Source organism: Paenibacillus tepidiphilus, assembly GCF_008635795.1.
Lineage (GTDB): Bacteria > Bacillota > Bacilli > Paenibacillales > Paenibacillaceae > Paenibacillus_AQ > Paenibacillus_AQ tepidiphilus.
Genome location: NZ_VWRQ01000023.1, coordinates 14,879 through 36,322 on the forward strand (window position 1 = coordinate 14,879; position 21,444 = coordinate 36,322).

The window sequence follows — 21,444 nt, forward strand, 5'->3', positions numbered from 1 at the left end:
TCATGAAATTTGCTGTTCTTGTCTTTCCGGGCTCCAATTGTGACATCGACTGCTACAAAGCGGTAGAAGACAGCCTGGGCGAACCGGTGGATTATGTGTGGCATACGGCGACAGACCTGTCGGCCTATGACTGTATCCTGGTGCCCGGCGGCTTCTCTTATGGTGACTATCTGCGCTGCGGCGCGATTTCCCGCTTCGCTCCGGTGATGGCTGAAGTAGCCAAAGCGGCAGAGCAGGGCAAATTCGTGCTCGGCATCTGCAACGGGTTCCAGATTTTGACTGAAGCGGGCCTCCTGCCGGGAGCGCTGCGCCGCAACATGTCGATGAAGTTCCGCTGCCATGATACGGTGCTTAAGGTCGTTAATAACACAACCCCGTTTACTATTGACTATGCAAAAGATGAGGAGATCGTCATTCCGATCGCCCACGGGGAAGGCAACTACTATTGCGATGAAGAGACGCTGGCATCGCTTCACGCGAACAATCAGATTGTCTTCCAATATTCGGACAACCCGAACGGCTCGGTCGCCGATATCGCCGGCATCTGCAATACAGCGGGCAACGTAGTCGGCATGATGCCGCATCCGGAGCGTGCGGTTAGCAGCCTGCTCGGCTCGGAAGACGGCAAACGGATGTTCACATCCATTCTCAAGACATGGAGGGATCGTTATGACGCAGCAAGTATCCGCTAAGGAGCCGACCGCAGAACAGATTGCGGAGCAGAAAATTTACAGCCAGTTCGGGGTGTCGGACAGCGAATATGAACTGATCACTTCCTTCATGGGCCGCTTGCCCAACTATACGGAAATCGGTGTATTCTCCGTCATGTGGTCTGAGCACTGCGCATACAAGAATTCCAAGCCGCTGCTCGGGCGCTTCCCGACAAGCGGACCGCGCGTGCTGATGGGACCCGGCGAAGGTGCGGGGATCGTCGATATCGGCGACAACCAGGCGGTTGTCTTTAAGATTGAGAGTCATAACCACCCGTCGGCGGTAGAGCCTTATCAGGGCGCGGCGACCGGGGTGGGCGGGATTATCCGCGATATTTTCTCCATGGGTGCAAGACCAGTGGCGCTGCTGAATTCCCTGCGGTTCGGGAAGCTTGAGAGCGACCGCGTAAAATACCTGTTCGAGCATGTCGTCTCCGGCATCGCCGGCTACGGCAACTGTATCGGCATTCCGACCGTCGGCGGCGAGATCATGTTCGACGACAGCTATGACGGCAACCCGCTGGTCAACGCGATGTGCGTCGGACTCATCGACCACGACAAAATCCAGCGCGGTGTCGCCAAAGGCGTCGGCAACCCGGTCTTCTATGTCGGTCCGCCAACCGGACGCGACGGCATCCACGGGGCGACCTTTGCTTCCGTTGAGCTGAGCGAAGAGTCGGAAGCGAAGCGGACAGCGGTGCAGGTCGGCGATCCGTTCATGGAGAAGCTGGTTATGGAATCCTGCCTCGAGCTGATCGACAGCGGCATTGTGCTGGGCATTCAGGACATGGGCGCAGCCGGATTGACCTGCTCCAGTGCGGAAATGGCCAGCAAAGCGGGCAACGGCCTGGAGTTGTATCTTGACCAGGTGCCGCAGCGTGAGGAGGGCATGACGCCTTACGAAATGATGCTGTCGGAATCGCAGGAACGGATGCTGTTCGTTGTGGAGCCGAAGGATGAAGCACAGGCGCAGGAAATCTTCGACCGCTGGGGCGTCATCTGCCGCAAGGTCGGCAAGGTGACCGACGACGGCCGCCTCAAGCTGTTCCATCACGGCGAAGTGGTCGGCGACATGCCGGTCAAAGCGCTGGTGGACGAGTGCCCAATCTACCGGAAGCCTTCGGCGGTTCCGGCATACTATGAAGCGAATGCTTGCGTGGATACGCTGCGTTATGAAGAAGTGAAGGACCTGGGCGGCGCACTGCGCAAGGTGCTGGCTTCGCCAACCGTTGCCAGCAAGGCTTGGGTATACAACCAATATGACTATATGGTCCGCACCAGCACGGCGGTCCGTCCCGGCTCCGATGCCGCTGTCGTGACGATTCACGGCACACGCAAGGGTCTGGCGATGACGACCGACTGCAACGGCCGTTATGTCTATCTTGATCCTGAGGTGGGCGGACGCATCGCAGTCAGCGAAGCGGCCCGCAACATTGTCTGCTCCGGCGCGAAGCCGCTGGCGATCACGGACAACCTGAACTTCGGCAGTCCTGAGAAGCCGGAGATCTTCTGGCAGATGGAACGCGCCGTAGACGGCATGGCCGAAGCCTGCCGCGTGCTGGACACGCCGGTTATCGGCGGCAATGTCAGCCTGTACAACGAAAATGCCACCGGAGCCATCTATCCGACACCGGTTGTCGGTATGGTGGGTCTGGTTGAAGATACCGATCATATTACGACGCAGGGCTTCAAGCAGGAAGGCGACGCCATTCTGCTGCTGGGTACGACCTTCGCAGAGCTGGGCGGCAGCGAATTCCAGTACGCCGTGCATGGCGTAACAGAAGGCCGTCCGCCGGCGCTTGATCTGGCTGCCGAGCAGAAGCTGCTGGACGCCGTGCTGGCCGCAATCCGCGGCGGGCTGGTAACGTCCGCGCATGACCTGTCCGAAGGCGGCCTGGCGGGCGCGCTGGCCGAGAGCTGCATCAGCGGCAAAATCGGTGCGAACGTGGAACTGGCCTCCACTGGCCTCCGCGCTGATGTGGCGCTGTTCAGCGAGAGCCAATCCCGTATTCTGCTGACGGCCAAGTCCGGTCAGGCGGAAGAGCTGAAAGCCGCGATCGCAGCCAGCGGCGTCCCGGTTGCCATTATCGGCACCGTCGGCGGAGACCGGCTGCGGGTGACCCTGGACGGCGGGTCTGTTGCTGTGCTGGATGAAGCCGTTAGCGAACTTACAACCGTGTGGGAGGATGCTATTCCATGTCTTATGAAATAAAGACCGGGAACAAGCAGGCAGACCCTATCCTGTGGACCGGCGATTATTACAATGAAGGAACGGTTTCGGGAGATATTTTTGACACACTGAAAGAAGAATGCGGCGTCTTCGGGGTCTTCGGACACCCGGAGGCGGCCTCTATGTCCTACTACGGGCTGCATGCCCTGCAGCACCGGGGGGAAGAAAGCGCGGGTATCTGCGTAGCGGATGGACAGAGTTTCAATTATCACCGCGGCATGGGCCTCGTCAAGGAAGTGTTCGACAAGGACAAGATCGCTTCGCTGATCGGCAACATGTCCATCGGGCATGTGCGCTACTCAACCAGCGGCGACAGCCGGCTAACCAATGCCCAGCCGCTCGTTTTCAAGTACCGTGACGGCGATCTGGCCATTGCTACGAACGGCAATATCGTCAATGAGCCGCTGATCCGCAAGCAGCTCGAGCGCAGCGGCTCGATCTTCCAGACGACCAGCGATACCGAGGTACTGGCACACCTGATTGCGCGTTCGCCGAAGGATTTCGTCGAAGCGGCCAAGGATGCGCTGACCCAGCTGGTCGGCGGCTTTGCCTTCCTGCTCATGACCAACGACAAGCTGCTAGTGGCTTCTGACCCGAACGGACTGCGTCCGCTGGTGATGGGCAGGATCGGCGATGCGTATGTCTTCGCATCGGAGTCCTGCGCGCTGGAAGTCATCGGAGCGACGCTGGTCCGCGATATTGAGCCGGGTGAGCTGCTGGTGCTGGACGAGCACGGGCTGACCGAGGACCGCTTCGCGGAGCCGCAGCGTAAGGCGCTGTGTGCGATGGAATATATCTATTTCGCCCGTCCGGACAGCGATCTGAACGGCTCGAACCTGCATTCCGCCCGTAAGCGGATGGGCAGCCGGATGGCGCTGGAAGCGTTCGTCGACGCCGATATTGTCACCGGTGTGCCGGATTCCAGCATCTCGGCGGCCATCGGCTATGCCGAGCAGACGGGGATCCCTTATGAGCTGGGCCTCATTAAGAACAAATATACCGGCCGGACCTTCATCCAGCCGAGCCAGGAGCTACGTGAGCAGGGCGTGAAGATGAAGCTCAGCGCCGTGCGCCGTGTGGTTGAAGGCCAGCGCGTCGTGATGATCGACGACTCCATCGTGCGCGGCACCACTTCGCGACGGATCGTTAATCTGCTGCGCGAGGCCGGGGCTGCCGAGGTGCATGTGCGGATTACCTCGCCGCCGTTCAAGAACCCGTGCTTCTACGGGATCGACACCCCTGACCGCCGTGATCTGATCGCGTCCTATAAGACGGTTCAGGAAATCTGCGAAGAGATCAACGCCGACTCGCTGGCGTTCCTCTCGCCGGAAGGACTGATCCAGTCCGTGGGCGGACTGAACGGCAGCGACTACAAAGGCGGCCTCTGTCTCTCCTGCTTCGACAACGACTACCCGACGCAGGTGGACTTCGGCGGGGAAGAGAAGGACGGATGCAGTTGCTAACCCCCTAAGTCCCCCTTAAAAAGGGGGATTCCGGAGGGCTCCGCCCTCCGGCCACCCGAAAGGTTGGCGTAGGAGTTTGTTTTAAACTTGCTAAGGGGGCTTGGGTGCAGGTGCCCGCTTTGTCCCTGTGTGCTGGCGCACGGGCGGGACACGCTTTGGCGGCGCTGGTGCGGCCCGGCGGCATAGCTGCCACGCCGGGCCTGCGGGCGTGGTAGCGCAAGGCTGTGCGCCTTGCGCCTGGGCTTGCGCCCCGGTCCTGTCTGCTGCGCAGAGGCGGAGGGGCGCTCGCCTGGGGGCGTGGTAGCGCAAGGCTGTGCGCCTTGCGCCTGGGCTCGCGCCCCGGTCCTGTCTGCTGCGCAGAGGCGGAGGGGCGCTCGCCTGTGGGCGTGGTAGCGCAAGGCTGTGCGCCTTGCGCCTGGGCTCGCGCCCCGGTCCTGTCTGCTGCGCAGAGGCGGAGGGGCGCTCGCCTGCGGGCGTGGTAGCGCAAGGCTGTGCGCCTTGCGCCTGGGCTCGCGCCCCGGTCCTGTCTGCTGCGCAGAGGCGGAGGGGCGCTCGCCTGTGGGCGTGGTAGCGCAAGGCTGTGCGCCTTGCGCCTGGGCTCGCGCCCCGGTCCTGTCTGCTGCGCAGAGGCGGAGGGGCGCTCGCCTGCGGGCGTGGTAGCGCAAGGCTGTGCGCCTTGCGCCTGGGCTCGCGCCCCGGTCCTGTCTGCTGCGCAGAGGCGGAGGGGCGCTCGCCTGCGGGCGTGGTAGCGCAAGGCTGTGCGCCTTGCGCCTGGGCTCGCGCCCCGGTCCTGTCTGCTGCGCAGAGGCGGAGGGGCGCTCGCCTGCGGGCGTGGTAGCGCAAGGCTGTGCGCCTTGCGCCTGGGCTCGCGCCCCGGTCCTGTCTGCTGCGCAGAGGCGGAGGGGCGCTCGCCTGTGGGCGTGGTAGCGCAAGGCTGTGCGCCTTGCGCCTGGGCTCGCGCCCCGGTCCTGTCTGCTGCGCAGAAGCGGAGGGGCGCTCGCCTGAGCGGTAGTTTAAGTCGCGGAGGGGAAGTTTGGGGCTGGAGGAGCGTCAGCCTTTAGGTTTGGATTTCTACCTCAGACAGCGGTTCAAATCACAGAAATCCAAACCTAACAGCGGCCGGAGGTCCAAGCATTCCCCGGAATGACGATTTAACTACTACCGGGCTCTGCTTCTCCGAATAAGTACAAACAACTTTTTGTTCAGAATTCGCTAAACTAATTAAATGAGGTGGCCCATCGTGTCGGAAGCTTACAAGAATGCCGGAGTGGATATTGCCGCTGGCAATGAAGCGGTAGAACGCATGAAGAAGCATGTGAAACGCACTTATCGTCCGGAAGTGATGACGGAGCTGGGCGGATTCGGCGCACTCTTCGGCCTGAACAAAGATAAATACGAAGAGCCGGTGCTGGTGTCGGGTACCGACGGCGTAGGCACGAAGCTCAAGCTTGCTTTTGCCGCTGACCGCCATGACACGATCGGCATTGATGCGGTGGCCATGTGCGTAAACGATATTGTCGTACAGGGCGCAGAGCCGCTGTTCTTCCTCGATTACCTCGCCTGCGACAAGGTCGTGCCAGAGAAGATCGAAGCGATTGTGTCCGGCATTGCCGAGGGCTGCCACCAGGCCGGCTGCGCGCTGATCGGCGGCGAGACCGCCGAGATGCCGGGAATGTACGCAGAAGGTGAATATGATATCGCCGGCTTTACGGTGGGCGTGGCGGATAAGGCCAAGCTGGTTACGGGCGCCAATATCGCAGCCCGCGATGCCGTCATCGGACTGGCTTCGAGCGGTGTGCACAGCAACGGATTCTCGCTGGTGCGCAAGCTGCTGCTGGAGCAGGGCGGGTACGGTCTCGATGAAGTGCTTCCGGAGCTCGGTGCACCGCTTGCGGATGTGCTGCTGGCACCGACCAAAATCTACGTCAAGCCGCTGCTGGCGCTGCTGGAGCAGCTGCCGGTGAAGGGAATGGCTCATATTACCGGCGGCGGATTTATCGAGAACATTCCTCGCGTCCTGCCGGATCACGTCAATGTTGAAATCAATTACGGCTCGTGGCCGATTCTGCCGGTCTTTGATTTGCTGCAGCGCCAAGGTGATGTCTCCAACCGCGATATGTTCACTACCTTCAATATGGGCATCGGGCTGGTGCTGGTAGTAGCCTCAGCCGACAGTGAACGTGCACTGGAGCTGCTGAAGGCAAGCGGTGAAGAAGCTTATCTTATCGGCTCTGTAACGGAAGGAGAGCGCAAGGTAACCTTTACGGGAGCCGAAGTGTGATGCGCAGCACGCGGATCGCTGTCTTTGCCTCCGGGCAGGGCAGCAATTTCAGTGCACTTGTAGCGGCGCAGCGGCAGGGTCAGCTCGGGGAAGGACAGATCGAGCTGCTGGTATCGGACCGGCCGGAAGCGCCGGTGGCCCAGCGGGCAGAGGAGGCGGGGATCGCTGCTATGCTGCTGCGGCCGAAGGACTTCGCCTCCCGTGAGGAGTATGAGGCCGCGATTGTTGCTGAGCTGCAGCGCCGGGAGATCGGTCTGATTGTGCTCGCCGGATATATGCGGCTGATTACACCGGTGCTGCTCACGCCCTATGCCGGAAGGATTATCAATGTGCATCCGTCGCTGCTGCCGGCTTTTGCCGGGAAGGACGCCATCGGCCAGGCACTGGACTATGGCGTTAAGCTGACCGGCGTTACGGTGCATTTTGTGGATGGAGGCATGGATACCGGTCCTGTCATTGCCCAGCGCGCTATAACGATTGAGCCGGGTGATACGGCCGATACGCTTGCCGCACGAATTCACCGGGTGGAGCATGAGTTGTATCCGGAGGTTGTGCGCGCTTTTGCCGAGGGCAGAGTAGAGCTGCAGGGCAGACAGGTACGTGTACGCGGAGCAGAGAAATGATGTAACTACAGATCGACAAACTCGAATTTTAGCGGATCAATATAGGTTGTAATCGACAGTTTCGGATTTAAGCGGATGATTCCGATATTTCTCGGGAAATATTGCACAAGCGGCGCAGGCTGTCGGAAAACGGAAGAACGAAGTGGATTTACGCCACTTATTTTGAGCAAATCTGCAGGTTATTCGGATTTAAGTGGATTATGGCACACTAATCTGGATGTATTCGGACCTTTCGCGTGAAATGTCAGATATTAGATGGCGATTATCCAACTAAGTGCTATAGAGACACCGTTTATCGCCAAATTAAGTGGCTGAAATCCAACTAGGGGTACCAGTGTTGTTGGCAAACGTTGTGATCCTGGCAGAATGCCGTACTAACGAAGCTGTAAGCATGCCAATCCGGCAGAATGCCGTGCCAAAGCGCTGTAAACATGCCAATCGGGGAGAATACCGTACCGTGCCAACGTTACTATAATCGCGAACTGGCAGAATGCCTTACCAACTATGCTGTAAGCATTTCTAGCCGACAGAATGCGTTGGCGGGTAGTTGGGCGGGCAGGCGGTTAGGCGGGTGGGGGAACAGGCAGGTACTGTGGCTGCAAGACAACCGGCCGCAATTGCTGCGCATCCTAGCTTCGACAGCACGGGCTGCCCAAGAACGGCGCGCTTCTACCGCGTCACTTGCCGCAGCACCTACCGCGTCACCTACTGAGCAGCAACCGCATCACCTACCGTGTCACCTACCGTGTCACCTACTGAGCAGCAACCGCAGCACCTACCGGGCACCTATCGCCTCACCAACCGCGGGCCTACCGTCAGACGTCATCGGCTTACCAACCTGAATTACCAATCTTGCATCATCCGAGGGGGACTATTCAAAGTGAGTATCAAAAGAGCGCTGGTCAGCGTATCGGATAAACAGGGCATCGTGGATTTTTGCCGCGAGTTGTCTGCATTGGGCGTAGAAATTATCTCCACGGGCGGTACAAGCACATTGCTGGCTAAAGAAGGGGTGCCGGTCATCGGCATTTCCGATGTGACAGGCTTCCCGGAAATCATGGACGGCCGCGTCAAAACGCTGCACCCTGCTGTACACAGCGGTCTTCTGGCTGTCCGCGACAATGAGGAGCATACGAAGCAGATGAGCGAGCTTGGTCTTGACTACATTGATCTGGTTGTAGTGAACCTGTACCCGTTCGCCCAGACGATTGCCAAGCCGGATGTTGCTTATGAGGAAGCCATCGAGAACATCGACATCGGCGGACCGACGATGCTGCGTTCAGCGGCAAAGAATCATGCGTTCGTCAGCGTGGTGGTTGATGCCGGCGATTATGCCCAGGTGCTGGAGGAAATCCGCACAGAGGGCGATACAACGCTCGAGACCCGCAAACGCCTTGCGGCCAAAGTCTTCCGCCATACGGCGGCTTACGACGCCCTGATCGCCGATTATCTGGCGAATGTGACCGGCGAACCGCTGCCGGAGCGCTATACGGTTACTTATGAGAAAATCCAGGATCTCCGTTACGGCGAGAATCCGCACCAGAAGGCGGCGTTCTACCGCAAGCCGCTGGCCGCCGCTGATACCCTCACTGCCGCTGAACAGCTGCACGGCAAGGAGCTGTCCTACAACAATATCAACGATGCCAACGCTGCGCTGCAGATCGTCAAGGAGTTCGAAGAGCCGGCGGTTGTGGCCGTTAAGCACATGAACCCTTGCGGAGTGGGCGTAGGAGAGAGCGTATATGAAGCCTATCAAAAAGCGTACAACGCTGACCCGACCTCCATCTTCGGCGGCATCGTCGCGGCCAACCGGATCATTGATCAGGATACGGCCAATCTGCTGAAGGATATTTTCCTGGAAATCATCCTTGCTCCAGGCTTTACCGATGAAGCGCTGGAAATCCTGACGAAGAAGAAGAACATCCGTCTGCTGAAGATCGGCGAGCTAAGCGCAGCCGGAGCGCGCAAGAGCAGCTTTGTCGTCACTTCTGTTGAAGGCGGCATGGTCGTGCAGGAAAGCGACGTGCACTCCGTCAACGCTGAGGAGCTGCAGGTTGTGACCGACCGCAAGCCGACTGAAGAAGAGCTCAAGCAACTGCTCTTTGGCTGGAAGGTCGTGAAGCATGTAAAATCCAATGCGATTGTGCTGGCGGCGGACGATATGACCGTCGGGGTTGGGGCCGGTCAGATGAACCGCGTCGGTGCAGCGAAGATCGCCATTGAACAAGCCGGAGAGAAAGCGAAGGGCGCTGTGCTGGCCTCCGACGCCTTCTTCCCGATGGGCGATACCCTGGAGCTGGCTGCGAAGGCCGGTATTACAGCAGTGATCCAGCCCGGCGGCTCGATCAAGGACGAGGAGTCCATCAAGGTGGCCAACGAATACGGCATCGCCATGGTCTTCACCGGCGTCCGCCATTTCAAGCACTAAGGAGGCTTACCAAGCGGATGGATATTCTAGTAGTAGGCGGCGGAGGACGGGAGCATGCGATTGTCTGGAGTCTCTCCCGCAGCCCCAAAGCCGGTAAAATCTACTGCGCACCCGGCAATGCCGGGATTGCGCAGCTGGCGGAATGCGTGCCAATCGGCGTGTTTGAGTTCGACAAGCTGGCTGCTTTTGCCAAAGAACGCGAGGTCGGCCTGGTGGTCATCGGTCCCGATGATCCGCTCGCTGCGGGGATAGTCGACGTATTGGAGGCCGAGGGTCTCCGGGTATTCGGACCACGCAGGAATGCGGCTGAGATTGAAGGCAGTAAGACATTCATGAAGGACCTCCTGCATAAATATGGTATTCCTACGGCTGCTTATGAGAAGTTCAGTGATTATGAGACTGCCCTGGCTTACTTGCGTGCCCAGTCCGTGCCGATCGTCATCAAGGCGGACGGACTGGCTGCGGGCAAAGGCGTAACCGTTGCGTATAGCCTTGAAGAAGCGGAGCAGGCGCTGCATGATATTATGGTGGACAAAATATTCGGCGAAGCCGGTGCGCAGGTGGTCATTGAGGAATTCCTGGCCGGCCAGGAAATGTCGATTCTTGCCTTTGTGGACGGTGAGACGGTGCGGCCAATGGCAGCCGCGCAAGACCACAAGCCGGTCTTCGACGGTGACAAAGGGCCGAATACCGGCGGAATGGGCACTTATTCGCCGCTGCCGCATATTGCGGACTCCATTATCCGCGAAGCGGTGGAGACGATTATTGAGCCGACCGCCAAAGCAATGGTGGCCGAAGGCCGGCCATTCCGCGGTGTGTTGTTCGCCGGTCTGATGATCTCGCCGGACGGCAAGCCGAAGACCATTGAGTTCAACGCGCGCTTCGGCGATCCGGAGACGCAGGTCGTGCTACCGCGGCTGAAGAGCGATCTGCTGGAGATTTTTCTGGCGGTGACCGAAGGCAGACTGGATCAGGCAGACATCGAGTGGAGCGACGAAGCGGCGGTATGCGTCGTGCTGGCCTCCGGGGGCTATCCCGGAACCTATCCGAAGGGAGTGCCGATCTCGGGTCTTGAGGAGGGCGGCGAAGCGCTGGTCTTCCATGCAGGAACGGCACGCGGTGCGGACGGAAGCTATGTTACCAGCGGGGGACGCGTGCTCGGGGTCGTCGGTATAGGCGAGACCATTGCCGAAGCACGGCTTGCGGCCTACCGGCAGGCGGATGGTATTACTTTTGCAGGTAAACAGAACCGCAGCGATATCGCCATGAAAGCCTTAATCTGAGCAAAAAGAACTGTATTTTTGCATTTTTTTTACACTGCTGGTCCTAAAAAGGACTGACAAGCGATAACAGAAGTGCTATAATACAACTCGTACGGGGGAAAAAGTTCGGATATATACAGATAAAGGTCTTTCCTTTCAGGGAAGACCTTTTTAAATTCAATGTCTTGTTGTATAGTACCAAAGTAGCGATACGCTTACGCGAATGGCTAGCCAGAGATTTAAGGGGGAATTATTGTTGAGTAAGGTTGGAAGAAATGACTTGTGCCCATGCGGAAGCGGGAAGAAATACAAGAAATGCTGCCTTGGCAAAGAAACCTCGGCGGTTGAATCCATATTGCGGCTCGTAACAACGGAGGATGCGGCGGCCCTCAAGACTGCGGCAGAAGACTCCGGCGTGCGTCCCGCTCCTGCGGAGCCTGTCCTTCGTCCAGATCGCAAGCTTACCCTGCCTACGCTGAAGAAGATGGTTACCAAGGAAATGACCTGGGAGCATCCGGCCCATGAGCAGCTGGCTATGGAGCTTATCGAGCGCATGCGTGACCGATATGACCGTGAGCTGATTTACGAAGCGCTCGTGCTGTGGAACGGCTATTCCCGCCAGAGCAAGCCTGCGGTGAAGAAGTCAGGCTCCTTCTGCGCGGCGATCGAATATATATTGTCTGAGACCTACGGCTTTATGCAGTCGCAAGCCGATCTTGCCGACATGTATGAAGTGACAACGGCGACCATTTCCCGCAAGGTCAAAGAAATGCAGAATTATGTCGAGGAATACGGGCTCGGCGGAGAAGCCGATGAAATGGCGGTTGTGAAGCGGTCCGATCTGTCGCCCCGGCAAAAGGCCCAGGAGCTGCTGTATATGGCAGCGGAGGCGGCGCCGAAGCGGCGGGTTCAACTGGCGCGGACGGCAATCAGCCTCTATCCCGACCATCCGGATGCGTATCTGGTGCTGGCAGAAGAAGCTGAAAGCGAGCAGGAAGCCCGCGCTTATCTGAAGGAAGGCATCACCGCCGGACAGCGGGAGCTTGGAGAGGCGTATTTTGCCGAGAATAAAGGACATTTCTGGCTGCTCAGCGAGACACGGCCATATCTCCGGGTCTGCAAGAGCTATGCGGATTCCTGCTGGTTCGGCGGCGATATGGATGAAGCGGCGAAGATGCTGGAGCATATTCTGGAATACAATCCGGACGACAACACCGGAGCGCGGTATATGCTGGTCGCAGTGTACCTGCACAGCAGCAACCTGAATGCGGCGGACAAGCTGCTGAAGAAATACAAGGATGATGCTGCAGCAACCTTTGCGTATGACCGGATGATTCTGGAGTACAAGAAGAACGGCCTGACCTCCCAGCTCAAAATGCTCTACCGGGTAGCGCGCGGCGTCAACAAGCATGTTCCCGATTATCTGCTCGGGGTGAAACGTCTGCCCAGCAATCTGCCCGATTTCATCGGCACAGGCGATCCCAACGAAGCCGTGGAGTATGTCATTACGCATTCACGTCTCTGGGCCAGCGTACCTGAGCTACTGAAATGGATGCTGAAGCAATAAAACATAGATGCTTACAAGAGAACCGCAGCAGCGATGCTGTGGTTCTTTGCTGTGCATAGAAATCCGCAAGGGATCTGAATCAGCTATTCAGCTATGATGCAGGCTCCACTTTGGGGGGCATTCGGTGCTGAACAGATTGTCCGGATTGAGTTCCGGCATATAACCTTACATATCGTCCGGGGTTTGCCCTTATAAAGGGGTAAAAAGGAGAGCCTGGACAGACTTTTTAAAGGGAATGATTGGTTTAGTTCCCGGTAATGCGGAAAATACCTGACATGGACACAGTATTTTCACAGCTCGATGTAAAACGCTAAAGGGTTAAAGTGATATTTTGCAGAAATAAGTCGAAATCAGGTGAAGCTCTCAGGCAAGAGAGTACGCTGGCAATATTTGAATTTGAAGGCGGGAATTTTATGGCGGTAAAAAAGCATCAAACGGAAATAGAGGAGAAGGGCGGACTGCCCGGACTTCAGGCGTCGGGAACAGAACCGGCCTCCGGTGCGGGGGGCAAGGGGAAGGCGGATTCCGGCATATGGCGGTCATTGGCCTCGAGGTATAGCAGCATGGGCATACGCGGCAAGCTTTTTATGTACGTGATTGTATCGGTGGTCGTCATTTTCATGATTGTGGCGCTGGTCATTCACAACAATGCGAAGCAGATTATCGTGCAGGATCTCAACCGTTCCTTATCCTATGAAAAAGGTGAGATTAACGCGACAATTAACGATATGCTGCAGCCGGCCGTCAATAGTGTGGAGCTGCTCAACGCGAACGCTTATCTGCGCGGCTTCATTCAGCGGGTGGACTCCGCAGATACGGCTCAATCGACCGAGGGCTACAGTGAACTCATTGCCACACTGAATCTGATCAAGGACAGCAACAGCAATCTGCTGAACGTGTATCTTGGATTGGAGCAGACAGGGAAGCTGATTACCCAGGACGAGTTCGAGCCCCCGGCCGATTTCAAGCTGAAGGAGCGCAGCTGGTATGCATCGACGGCCAAGAATAAGCGGCTTACCATTACGGACCCTTATATTGACGCCGGTTCAGGCAAAATGGTGGTCAGCGTCAGCACGCCGATCCTTGATGACTCCGGCAAGCTGCTCGGGGTGGCGAGCGCGGATATTTCGACAGAGCAGATCACCGAGGCGCTGGGCTCGTTTAATTACAATGGCAGCGGCTTCGCCATTCTGATCGACAAGACGGGGACCTTCATCTATCACCCGAATGCAGACAACATCCTGCTCCAGACAATGGCGGATCTTGGCGAGGACTGGCAGGCGCTTGGGAGCAAAATGACGCAATGGGGCGAAAAGGTGTACCAGACCGGCATAGACGGCACCGCCAGCTACGTCTCCTACGCTCCGGCGGTAGATAATCAGTGGTCTGTTGCGCTGATCGTACCCGCCAAGGATGCGGAGAAGGAATTGAAGAAGTTCGAGCTTATCTTCGCACTGTCCATTCTTGTTTCCGTAGTGCTGCTGTCCGTCGTCCTGTATTTTGTCTCCGGCAGCATTCTGAAGCCGATTCCGGTGCTGACGGCAGCGTTCCGCGAAGCGATGGCCGGCGATCTGGCGGTGCGGGCCAAGGTAGCGGCCAAAGGCGAGATGGGCCTCCTGGCGGCCGGCTTTAACGAGATGATCTCCACGCAGCAAAGCCTGATCCGTGATATCAAGAGCAGCGCCGGACGCATCTCGGGTGCGGTGAACAATACGGAGACCAACATGGCACAGTTGGACGGCAACATTGCCGATATCTCGGCAATCACCGAGGAGCTGTCAGCCGGAATGCAGCAGACCGCGGCTTCTATGGAGGAAATGAACGCCGGCACCACTGAGTTCGAGCATGCGATCCAGGGCGTCGCCCGCAAAGCGCAGGAGGGCGCCGATGCCGCCCGCCAGATCAATGAACGGGCTGCGCAGCTGAAGGAAGATGCGATTGCCTCGCGGCAGCGGGCCGACAACATCTACGGCCACAGCGAGGAACGGCTGCGCAGAGCAATTGTCCAGTCGGAATCCATTGCACAGATACAGGCGCTCACGGGGGCGATCCTGGAGATTGCCGCCCAGACCAACCTGCTGTCGCTGAATGCCTCGATTGAAGCGGCCAGAGCCGGAGAAGCGGGCCGTGGCTTCGCCGTTGTGGCCGAAGAGATCCGCAAGCTGGCCGACAGCTCGCGCGAGACGGCTGCACAAATCCAGGAGGTTACGACAGCCGTTGTCGGATCGGTGGCCGGTCTGGTGGAGGGTGCGGAGGGCGTTCTGCGCTTCATTGACGGGCAGGTGCGGCCCGATTACGATGCGATGCAGCGGACCGGCGAGCAGTACAGCGAGGATGCCAGGTATATCGATGAGCTGGTGACCGACTTCAGCGCAACCTCGGAACAGTTGCTGGCATCGATCCAGAGTATGTTAACCGCCATCAGTGAGACGAGCAGCGCGGCGAACGAAGGCGCAGAGGGGGCGGGCTTCATCGCCTCCCAGGTCGAGAGCATCATCGCCAAGTCCGGCGGAGTCGTTGCCGAGATGGAAGAGATCAAGGCCAGCTCGGCTCAGCTGCAGCAGGCGGTCTCCCGGTTCAAGGCATAATTCCTTTGCTTGGCCTGCGGCCCGGGCGGCATTCGCCGCCCGGGCCGTTTGTTGTTTCTGTACACGTTGAACATAAAGTTCAGCTTATATAGTCCTCAGGAGAAGGACAAAGCTTGATAAAATCGCCCCGGCAGAGTATGTTACTAGAAGCAGAAGTGATTAGATAGAGACAGTGAGGCGAGGAAAGCAATGAGAGAAGGCGAAGACCGGATCGTAGGAATGGAAGATATTGTGCGCGCACATCATGTGCTGCGCGAGGTAATCGTCCGCACTCCGCTGCAGCTGGATGCGGTGCTGTCGGCCAGATACGGCTGCAGCGTATATTTGAAACGCGAGGATCTGCAGATTGTCCGTTCCTTCAAAATCCGCGGCGCTTATAATATGATCCGCAGCTTATCCGAGGAAGACCGGGCGAAGGGCATTGTCTGCGCCAGCGCCGGCAACCATGCCCAAGGCGTGGCCTACTCCTGCAAGACGCTGGGCATCAAGGGCAAGGTCTATATGCCGAGCACGACCCCGAATCAAAAGGTCAAGCAGGTGCGCCGGTTCGGAGGTGAATTCGTAGAGGTGATCCTGAAGGGCGATACCTTCGACGACGCCTATGAAGAAGCGCTGCAGGCTTGCATCGACCATGGCATGACTCTGATTCACCCGTTCGATGAGCCGCGCATTATCGCCGGCAACGGCACGATTGCCATGGAGGTTATGGAGAGCCTGGACAAGCCGGCGGACTTCATGTTCGTAACTATCGGCGGTGGCGGCCTGGCGGCGGGTGTCGCCACATATGTCAAGAAGGTAAGCCCTGCAACCAAGGTCATCGGCGTTGAGCCATCGGGCGCCGCCTCGATGAGTGAGGCCATTCAGTTGGGTGAGGTTGTGACTCTGACCGAGATTGATAAATTTGTGGACGGCGCTGCCGTGAAGCGTGTCGGGGGATTGACATACGATATCTGCTCCCGCCATCTGGATGATGTGGTGAAGGTGCCGGAAGGCAAGGCCTGCACGACGATCCTGGAAATGTACAATGAGAATGCGATTGTCGTTGAGCCGGCCGGGTCGCTGCCGATTGCGGCGCTGGAGCAGTACCGTGACCAGATCCGCGGCAAGACGGTGGTCTGCATTGTCAGCGGCGGCAACAACGATATTGACCGGATGCAGGAGATCAAGGAGCGTTCGCTGGTCTACGAGGGCCTCAAGCATTATTTCCTGGTCAACTTTCCGCAGCGCGCCGGAGCCCTGCGCGAATTCCTGGCCGAGGTGCTCGGTCCGGATGACGACATTACCCGGTTCGAATATACGAAGAAGAATGACAAGGAGAATGGTCCGGCGCTGGTCGGCATCGAGCTGCTGCATAAGGAAGACTATCTTCCGCTGATCGAACGCATGCAGCAGAAGGGTGTAGATTATACGGAAATTAATAAGGACCTCAACTTGTTTAATATGCTGATTTAATCAGCCGCTTAATAGAAATGCCCGCCCCATGTTCATTCGGGGCGGGCATTGTTCATTTAGGAGAGGGGAACCTTCTCTTTCAGGTAGGCCTCTACGCTGTCATCGAGCTTATATCCGCTCTCCTTCAGCAGCTTCATGAATCCGTCGAGCTTCTGCAGATAAGGGCTGTTCTCCAGCTTGCCGGTCTTGGCCAGCAGTCCGGTGTACGCCTTCTGGGCTTCAAGATCCATCTCACCGTTATCGTAATGGAACAGCGGCGAATTGTTCTGGCCGTAGAAAGTATTGGCCACATAGGCCTCGTGCAGCGCCTTGATGGCCGGCAGACGGTTGGATTTGGGATGGCTCCGGACAAACTGTTCGGTGGACAGGGCTCTTGCGGTTACTTCGCTCCAGGCTATGACCAGCCCGTTATCCTTAGAGGGAGGCAGGTCGGATTCGCCGGACATAATGGTAATATAATCGCGGATGTCGTCCATGACATACATTTTATATTTGCGGTAGGCCGCGTAATCAATAACGGGAAAATAAGTGCCTTCAGCCGTTTCCAGCTTGTATCCGTGCTCCCCGGCGCTGCTCAGCAGGCTGCGCACGGCGGTGTTCTTGGTTCTCGCGGCAAGCTCGGCCAGACTGCTCCCCGGCTTGTAGACGGATTCGAGCTCCCGCTGAACCGACTGGCTGGCGAAGCGCTTCTCCCAGGCCGGCAGTGCGGACTTATGCAGGTTCTCCAGCTTCAGTACCAGAATAGTTGCCTGATACTCGGTAACGGCATACATGTTGGCATTGAGATACCGGATAGCCTGCGGCAGCTTGGCGGAATCGGCCAGCAGCGGCAGCGCTGCTTTATAGACTGCGGCCGCATGGCCGGAGCCCGCAGCCGGGGTGGCACCTGCCGGGAGTCCGGCGGCATGGACCGGAGCAGGAGCAGCCCATCCGGCCTGCAGTCCAAGCGTTACGGCGAATACAGCGATTAATAGGCGATGCTTCTTCATGATGTACCTCCCGTTCTCTTAGGAACCAGAATTAGCAGCTTATGCTCTGAAAAAAATCAATTTAAGTCCAGCTCCCCCGGCCAAACCGATGATCAGGCTGACCCAGGGCGAGATGGTGATGACAGGAAACAGGTTATCAAGAAATACGCCTGCAAAGATGACAACGACCGCAATTGCTATATACATGGCCAGTCCCTTCAGGTCGAAGCCCTTGGCCCGCGGGGCGTCACTCTCGGACAAGGAAGCCAGCCATTTCAACAGCAGCTGGATAAGGACGATGGACCCGGCACCGACAACAATCAGCGAGAATACGCTGACCCGCCCGAACATGTCCGAGGAGCTGCCGCTCCACTCCATGAGCAGTCCGCCGATTCCCAGGACAGCGAACATGCAGCTGAGTGCCGCCCACGGGATCATCAGATTGAAGCTCAGCTTGCTGCGGACGCGCCGGGGCGGGGCTGGGGCGGCAGCCTCCCGGAAGTAATCCTCCGGATGCTCGCCGAAGACCTGCTTGGCGTTCCGGCCCTTGCCCTGCTCCTTCAGCATCAGCTCGGTGGCTTCCAGCAGCAGTTCCTCCGTGCGCACCCGGTCCAGGCGGCTCTCCCGCAGACTGAGGATCATGTCCTCCATGTAAGAACGGTTAAAGGGGGTCAACTGCTCGCGCAGCTGGTTGTTCTTCGTAATCATAGCTTTGACTTTCATAATATAGGTGGTAACCTCCAAATGACGCCTGATCGGGTCAGTCTCTATCCTAGAGTATACGTTCGCCCGGGCGCTGAGCGCAAGGACAACCCCGCCATCCTCTGGCCGGCAGCCCTGAATGAATAATCCTATTGGAAGAGTGAACACTGATAGTGTGATTGCATCACACCCATATTCAAGCAAGAGGAAAGGCGGGAGCGTAATGGCAGAGGAACAGAAGCAGGGACCGGCAACCAACGGAACAGGTACGCCAGGAAAGGCAAATGAGGTGGTAGACTGGGGCAATTCCGACGGCTATAGCCTCTGGGATTCCGCAGTGGACGCCGAGAATGGCTTTGAGGATTGGGAAGGCAGACAGGAAACCCACGACATGTTCCACGACAGCTACAACTAAAGCAGGTGCGGTATGCAGGGCCTTTTGCCTCTCCCGGGAGGACTGAAGGCCCTTTCTTAAGTGGCGGCAGAGCCAGGGGCTTTATCTGCTGATCCATCGTTGATCCGGTTGACAAACATCCGGCAGGATATATAATAAAGATATAAAACACACTAATTTAATCGGAATTATTGAAAATAGAAAAGAATGACTTTCTGGGGAGGATTCGGGTATGGAGCGGAATATAATTATCCGGCATAACGGGGAAGAGCTAACGGCGAGCATACATTATCCGTGCAGGGACAAGAGCGGCTCTGGGCGCTGCAAAGACCGGGTGCCGCTTGCGGTAATCTGCCATGGCTTCGTCGGCAGCCGTATCGGCGTTGACCGTATCTTTGTCAAGGCCGCCCGCGAGCTGGCCCAGGACGGGTATATGGTGGTGCGTTTTGATTATGCGGGATGCGGCGAGAGCAGCGGGAATTACGGCAGCGAGGACATTGAGTCGATGATCGCCCAGACCCGGGCGGTGCTCGATTACGGAATTGGCTCCGCGGATGTCGACCCGCAGCGGGTCACGCTGATCGGTCACAGCCTGGGCGGAGCGGTGGCGCTGCTGACGGCTGTACGCGACCGACGGGTGAAGAATCTGGTGCTGTGGGCGGCGGTAGGCTATCCGTTCAACGATATTGTCAAAATTGTCGGCCGCGAGGTCTACGACCGCTCGGTTCAGAGCGGCTCGGCCGATTATGCCGGATATAATTTCACTCCCGTCTATTTCAATTCCCTAGCCGCCTTCCAGCCGTTCCAGGAAGCCGGCAAATTCAACGGCGATGTGCTGGTCATACACGGAACCTCGGATGACGTTATTCCGGTAGATTATGCTTTTCTCTACCAGAAGCTGTTCTGGACACGTCCCGAGGGGCGCTGCGACAAGGAGATTATTTTTCAGGCGGATCATACCTTTTCTTCGGGGCCGGCGCAGGAGCAGGTATTGAAACGGACAAGGGAATGGATGAATCAGCAGGAGCACCTGCAGCAGGAATGGCAGAACTGGATGATTTAAGGGATTGTCCTGCACTCGCAATAACCCAGAAGAACAGGTAGAATAAAGAAGCAGACCATAAACTGGGTTATGGAGGTAGGCATCCGATGAAATTACCGGCATTTTTTATTGCGCACGGCTCCCCGGTTCTGGCCCTTGAGGATAATGAGTACACGCGTTTCCTGGAGCGGCTGGGCGCTGATCTGGGAGCACTCCGCGGCGTCGTAGTCTTCTCGGCGCACTGGGACAGTCCCGAGCAGCTGATGACCGTGGATGGACAGCATGAGACGTTGCATGATTTCTATGGCTTTCCGGACGAGATTTACTCGCTGACCTATCCTGCCCCGGGTGATCCAGCGCTTAGCGCACGGATTTCCGAGCTTTTCAAGAACAACAACCTCCCCCATCAGCCGGTGCTTGGCCGCGGTCTCGACCATGGCGTATGGGTCATTCTGAAGAAAATGTTCCCGCAGGCTGATATCCCGGTAGTGGCCTTATCTGTCGATTCCCTGCGCTCCCCTGCGGAGCAGTACAATATCGGACGTATGCTGGCCCCGCTGCGGGAAGAAGGCATCTTGGTGATCGGCAGCGGAGGACTGGTGCACAATCTGCGGCTGCTGCGCCAGGATGACCAGCCGGAGCAATGGGCGCTCGATTTCGACGCCTGGATTGCCGCCAGACTGGAAGCCTGGGATCTTCCTGAGCTGTTCGCTTATCAGAAGAAGGCCCCGCATGCACGTGAGGCGGTTCCTTCCTATGGAAGAGAACATTTCGTCCCGCTCTTCTATGTGATGGGCACGGCGGATGAAGGCCGGCGGGCGCAGCGCATGATTCAGGCTTACCAGTACGGGACGCTGAGTCTGAACTGCTGGATGGTAGACTGATGAGTCTGTGAAATTGAGTATCCTGTGAATATGAGTATTGAGTATAAGTTGAATATGCAAATAAGCGAATTACAGGGCATGGCCGATAATAAGGCTGTGCCCTATTTTGTCGCGTGCTGAACAAACGGGCCACGACAAAAGCTTGCGTTCTGTGATTAAATGGAAGAAGCGGGGCGTCGCCGCCCGCAATAATCCTCAGCTGCAAAGCTGCTGGATGTGAATGCAAGGCGGCTGCTGGATAAGCTGCTTGAGCCATGTCATGGTGCCAGAATGCTTGAAGCAGGATGGCTGAACGTGACGGTTGCATACATGATGTCTAAGTATGAGTCTTAACGTGATAGTAGGATCACAATGCCTAAGTATGGTGCCTGAATGTGATAGCTGGATCATGATGCCTAAGTTTGGTGCCTGAACGTGACGGCTGGATCATGATGCCTAAACTTGAAGCATAATTGCATTTTGTACAATTAAATTCCCGTTATTTGCACACAAACGGATTTTAAATGTATTCTGTACAATTAAAATGGGCTCCGACAGCAGATGAGCACCATTTCGGCCGTTTTAAGTGTACAAACTACAATTTTATTCATTTATTGGGTGAATTCAGGCGGAATAATTGCATGAAATACACTTATTGGCATGCACAATTACATCGCACAGTCACAGCACGCATCCAACAGCACATACATTCCAAACGCGTGAGCATTGCCGACGCACAGTCACGGTACGCATCCAGCAATACACATTCACAGTATACAGTCTCAGTGCGCATCAACAGTACATATTCACAAGTCCGTATTGCCGACGCACATTCTCAGCTCGCATCCAACATTACATATCCATCACAGTC

At 57.3% G+C, this 21,444-nt stretch carries 16 protein-coding genes; 14 read left to right on the plus strand and 2 right to left on the minus strand.

Features of this window, described 5'->3' with window-relative positions:
* Positions 1-2 precede the first annotated feature (2 nt).
* The 11 genes from purQ to ilvA all read left to right on the plus strand — a co-directional run bounded on the left by purQ (position 3) and on the right by ilvA (position 16,604).
* Positions 3-692, plus strand: a complete 690-nt coding sequence (purQ, locus tag F1379_RS23915) for a phosphoribosylformylglycinamidine synthase subunit PurQ (protein WP_150274756.1) — start codon at positions 3-5, stop codon at positions 690-692.
* On the plus strand, positions 670-2,922 hold the full coding sequence (gene purL, locus F1379_RS23920; RefSeq protein ID WP_150274758.1) for a phosphoribosylformylglycinamidine synthase subunit PurL: 2,253 nt from the start codon (positions 670-672) through the stop codon (positions 2,920-2,922). The genes purQ and purL overlap by 23 nt, the downstream gene beginning before the upstream one ends.
* The gene (gene purF, locus F1379_RS23925; protein WP_150274760.1) at positions 2,907-4,403 is read left to right on the plus strand and encodes an amidophosphoribosyltransferase; all 1,497 of its coding nucleotides are present in this window, start codon (positions 2,907-2,909) and stop codon (positions 4,401-4,403) included. Before purL ends, purF begins: the two co-directional genes overlap by 16 nt.
* A gap of 1,240 nt (positions 4,404-5,643) precedes the next feature.
* Positions 5,644-6,684 (plus strand): phosphoribosylformylglycinamidine cyclo-ligase, encoded by a 1,041-nt coding sequence (gene purM, locus F1379_RS23930; RefSeq protein WP_150274762.1) that lies wholly within the window; start codon positions 5,644-5,646, stop codon positions 6,682-6,684.
* Positions 6,684-7,307, plus strand: a complete 624-nt coding sequence (gene purN / locus F1379_RS23935) for a phosphoribosylglycinamide formyltransferase (protein WP_150274945.1) — start codon at positions 6,684-6,686, stop codon at positions 7,305-7,307. The genes purM and purN overlap by 1 nt, the downstream gene beginning before the upstream one ends.
* Before the next feature lie 571 nt (positions 7,308-7,878).
* Positions 7,879-8,019: a hypothetical protein gene (locus tag F1379_RS29890; RefSeq protein WP_162551271.1), complete on the plus strand. Its 141-nt coding sequence runs from the start codon at positions 7,879-7,881 to the stop codon at positions 8,017-8,019.
* A gap of 168 nt (positions 8,020-8,187) precedes the next feature.
* Positions 8,188-9,735: a bifunctional phosphoribosylaminoimidazolecarboxamide formyltransferase/IMP cyclohydrolase gene (gene purH / locus F1379_RS23940; protein ID WP_150274764.1), complete on the plus strand. Its 1,548-nt coding sequence runs from the start codon at positions 8,188-8,190 to the stop codon at positions 9,733-9,735.
* A gap of 17 nt (positions 9,736-9,752) precedes the next feature.
* Entirely contained in the window at positions 9,753-11,018 is a 1,266-nt protein-coding gene (gene purD, locus F1379_RS23945) for a phosphoribosylamine--glycine ligase (protein ID WP_150274766.1), read from the plus strand.
* 235 nt (positions 11,019-11,253) lie between these two features.
* On the plus strand, positions 11,254-12,564 hold the full coding sequence (locus F1379_RS23950) for an SEC-C metal-binding domain-containing protein (protein WP_150274768.1): 1,311 nt from the start codon (positions 11,254-11,256) through the stop codon (positions 12,562-12,564).
* A 413-nt stretch (positions 12,565-12,977) separates the two neighbouring features.
* Positions 12,978-15,152, plus strand: a complete 2,175-nt coding sequence (locus tag F1379_RS23955; RefSeq protein ID WP_150274770.1) for a methyl-accepting chemotaxis protein — start codon at positions 12,978-12,980, stop codon at positions 15,150-15,152.
* A 189-nt stretch (positions 15,153-15,341) separates the two neighbouring features.
* Positions 15,342-16,604, plus strand: a complete 1,263-nt coding sequence (gene ilvA / locus F1379_RS23960) for a threonine ammonia-lyase IlvA (protein WP_150274772.1) — start codon at positions 15,342-15,344, stop codon at positions 16,602-16,604.
* A 56-nt stretch (positions 16,605-16,660) separates the two neighbouring features.
* On the opposite strand, the gene F1379_RS23965 is transcribed toward ilvA, so the two are convergent.
* Both F1379_RS23965 and F1379_RS23970 read right to left on the minus strand, forming a co-directional pair.
* Positions 16,661-17,593 carry a hypothetical protein gene (locus tag F1379_RS23965; RefSeq protein WP_150274774.1) on the minus strand — a complete coding sequence of 311 codons (933 nt, stop codon included), beginning with the start codon at positions 17,591-17,593 and terminating at the stop codon, positions 16,661-16,663.
* Positions 17,594-17,632: 39 nt separating this feature from the next.
* On the minus strand, positions 17,633-18,295 hold the full coding sequence (locus F1379_RS23970) for a DUF1129 family protein (RefSeq protein ID WP_150274776.1): 663 nt from the start codon (positions 18,293-18,295) through the stop codon (positions 17,633-17,635).
* Positions 18,296-18,497: 202 nt separating this feature from the next.
* Between F1379_RS23970 and F1379_RS23975 the strand changes: the two genes are divergently transcribed.
* The 3 genes from F1379_RS23975 (at position 18,498) to F1379_RS23985 (ending at position 20,594) form a co-directional block, all read left to right on the plus strand.
* Positions 18,498-18,689 carry a hypothetical protein gene (locus tag F1379_RS23975; protein WP_150274778.1) on the plus strand — a complete coding sequence of 64 codons (192 nt, stop codon included), beginning with the start codon at positions 18,498-18,500 and terminating at the stop codon, positions 18,687-18,689.
* Positions 18,690-18,900: 211 nt separating this feature from the next.
* Complete coding sequence (locus tag F1379_RS23980) at positions 18,901-19,731, plus strand: alpha/beta hydrolase family protein (protein WP_150274780.1); 831 nt, start codon at positions 18,901-18,903, stop codon at positions 19,729-19,731.
* 86 nt (positions 19,732-19,817) lie between these two features.
* Positions 19,818-20,594 (plus strand): DODA-type extradiol aromatic ring-opening family dioxygenase, encoded by a 777-nt coding sequence (locus F1379_RS23985; RefSeq protein WP_150274782.1) that lies wholly within the window; start codon positions 19,818-19,820, stop codon positions 20,592-20,594.
* Positions 20,595-21,444 lie beyond the last annotated feature (850 nt).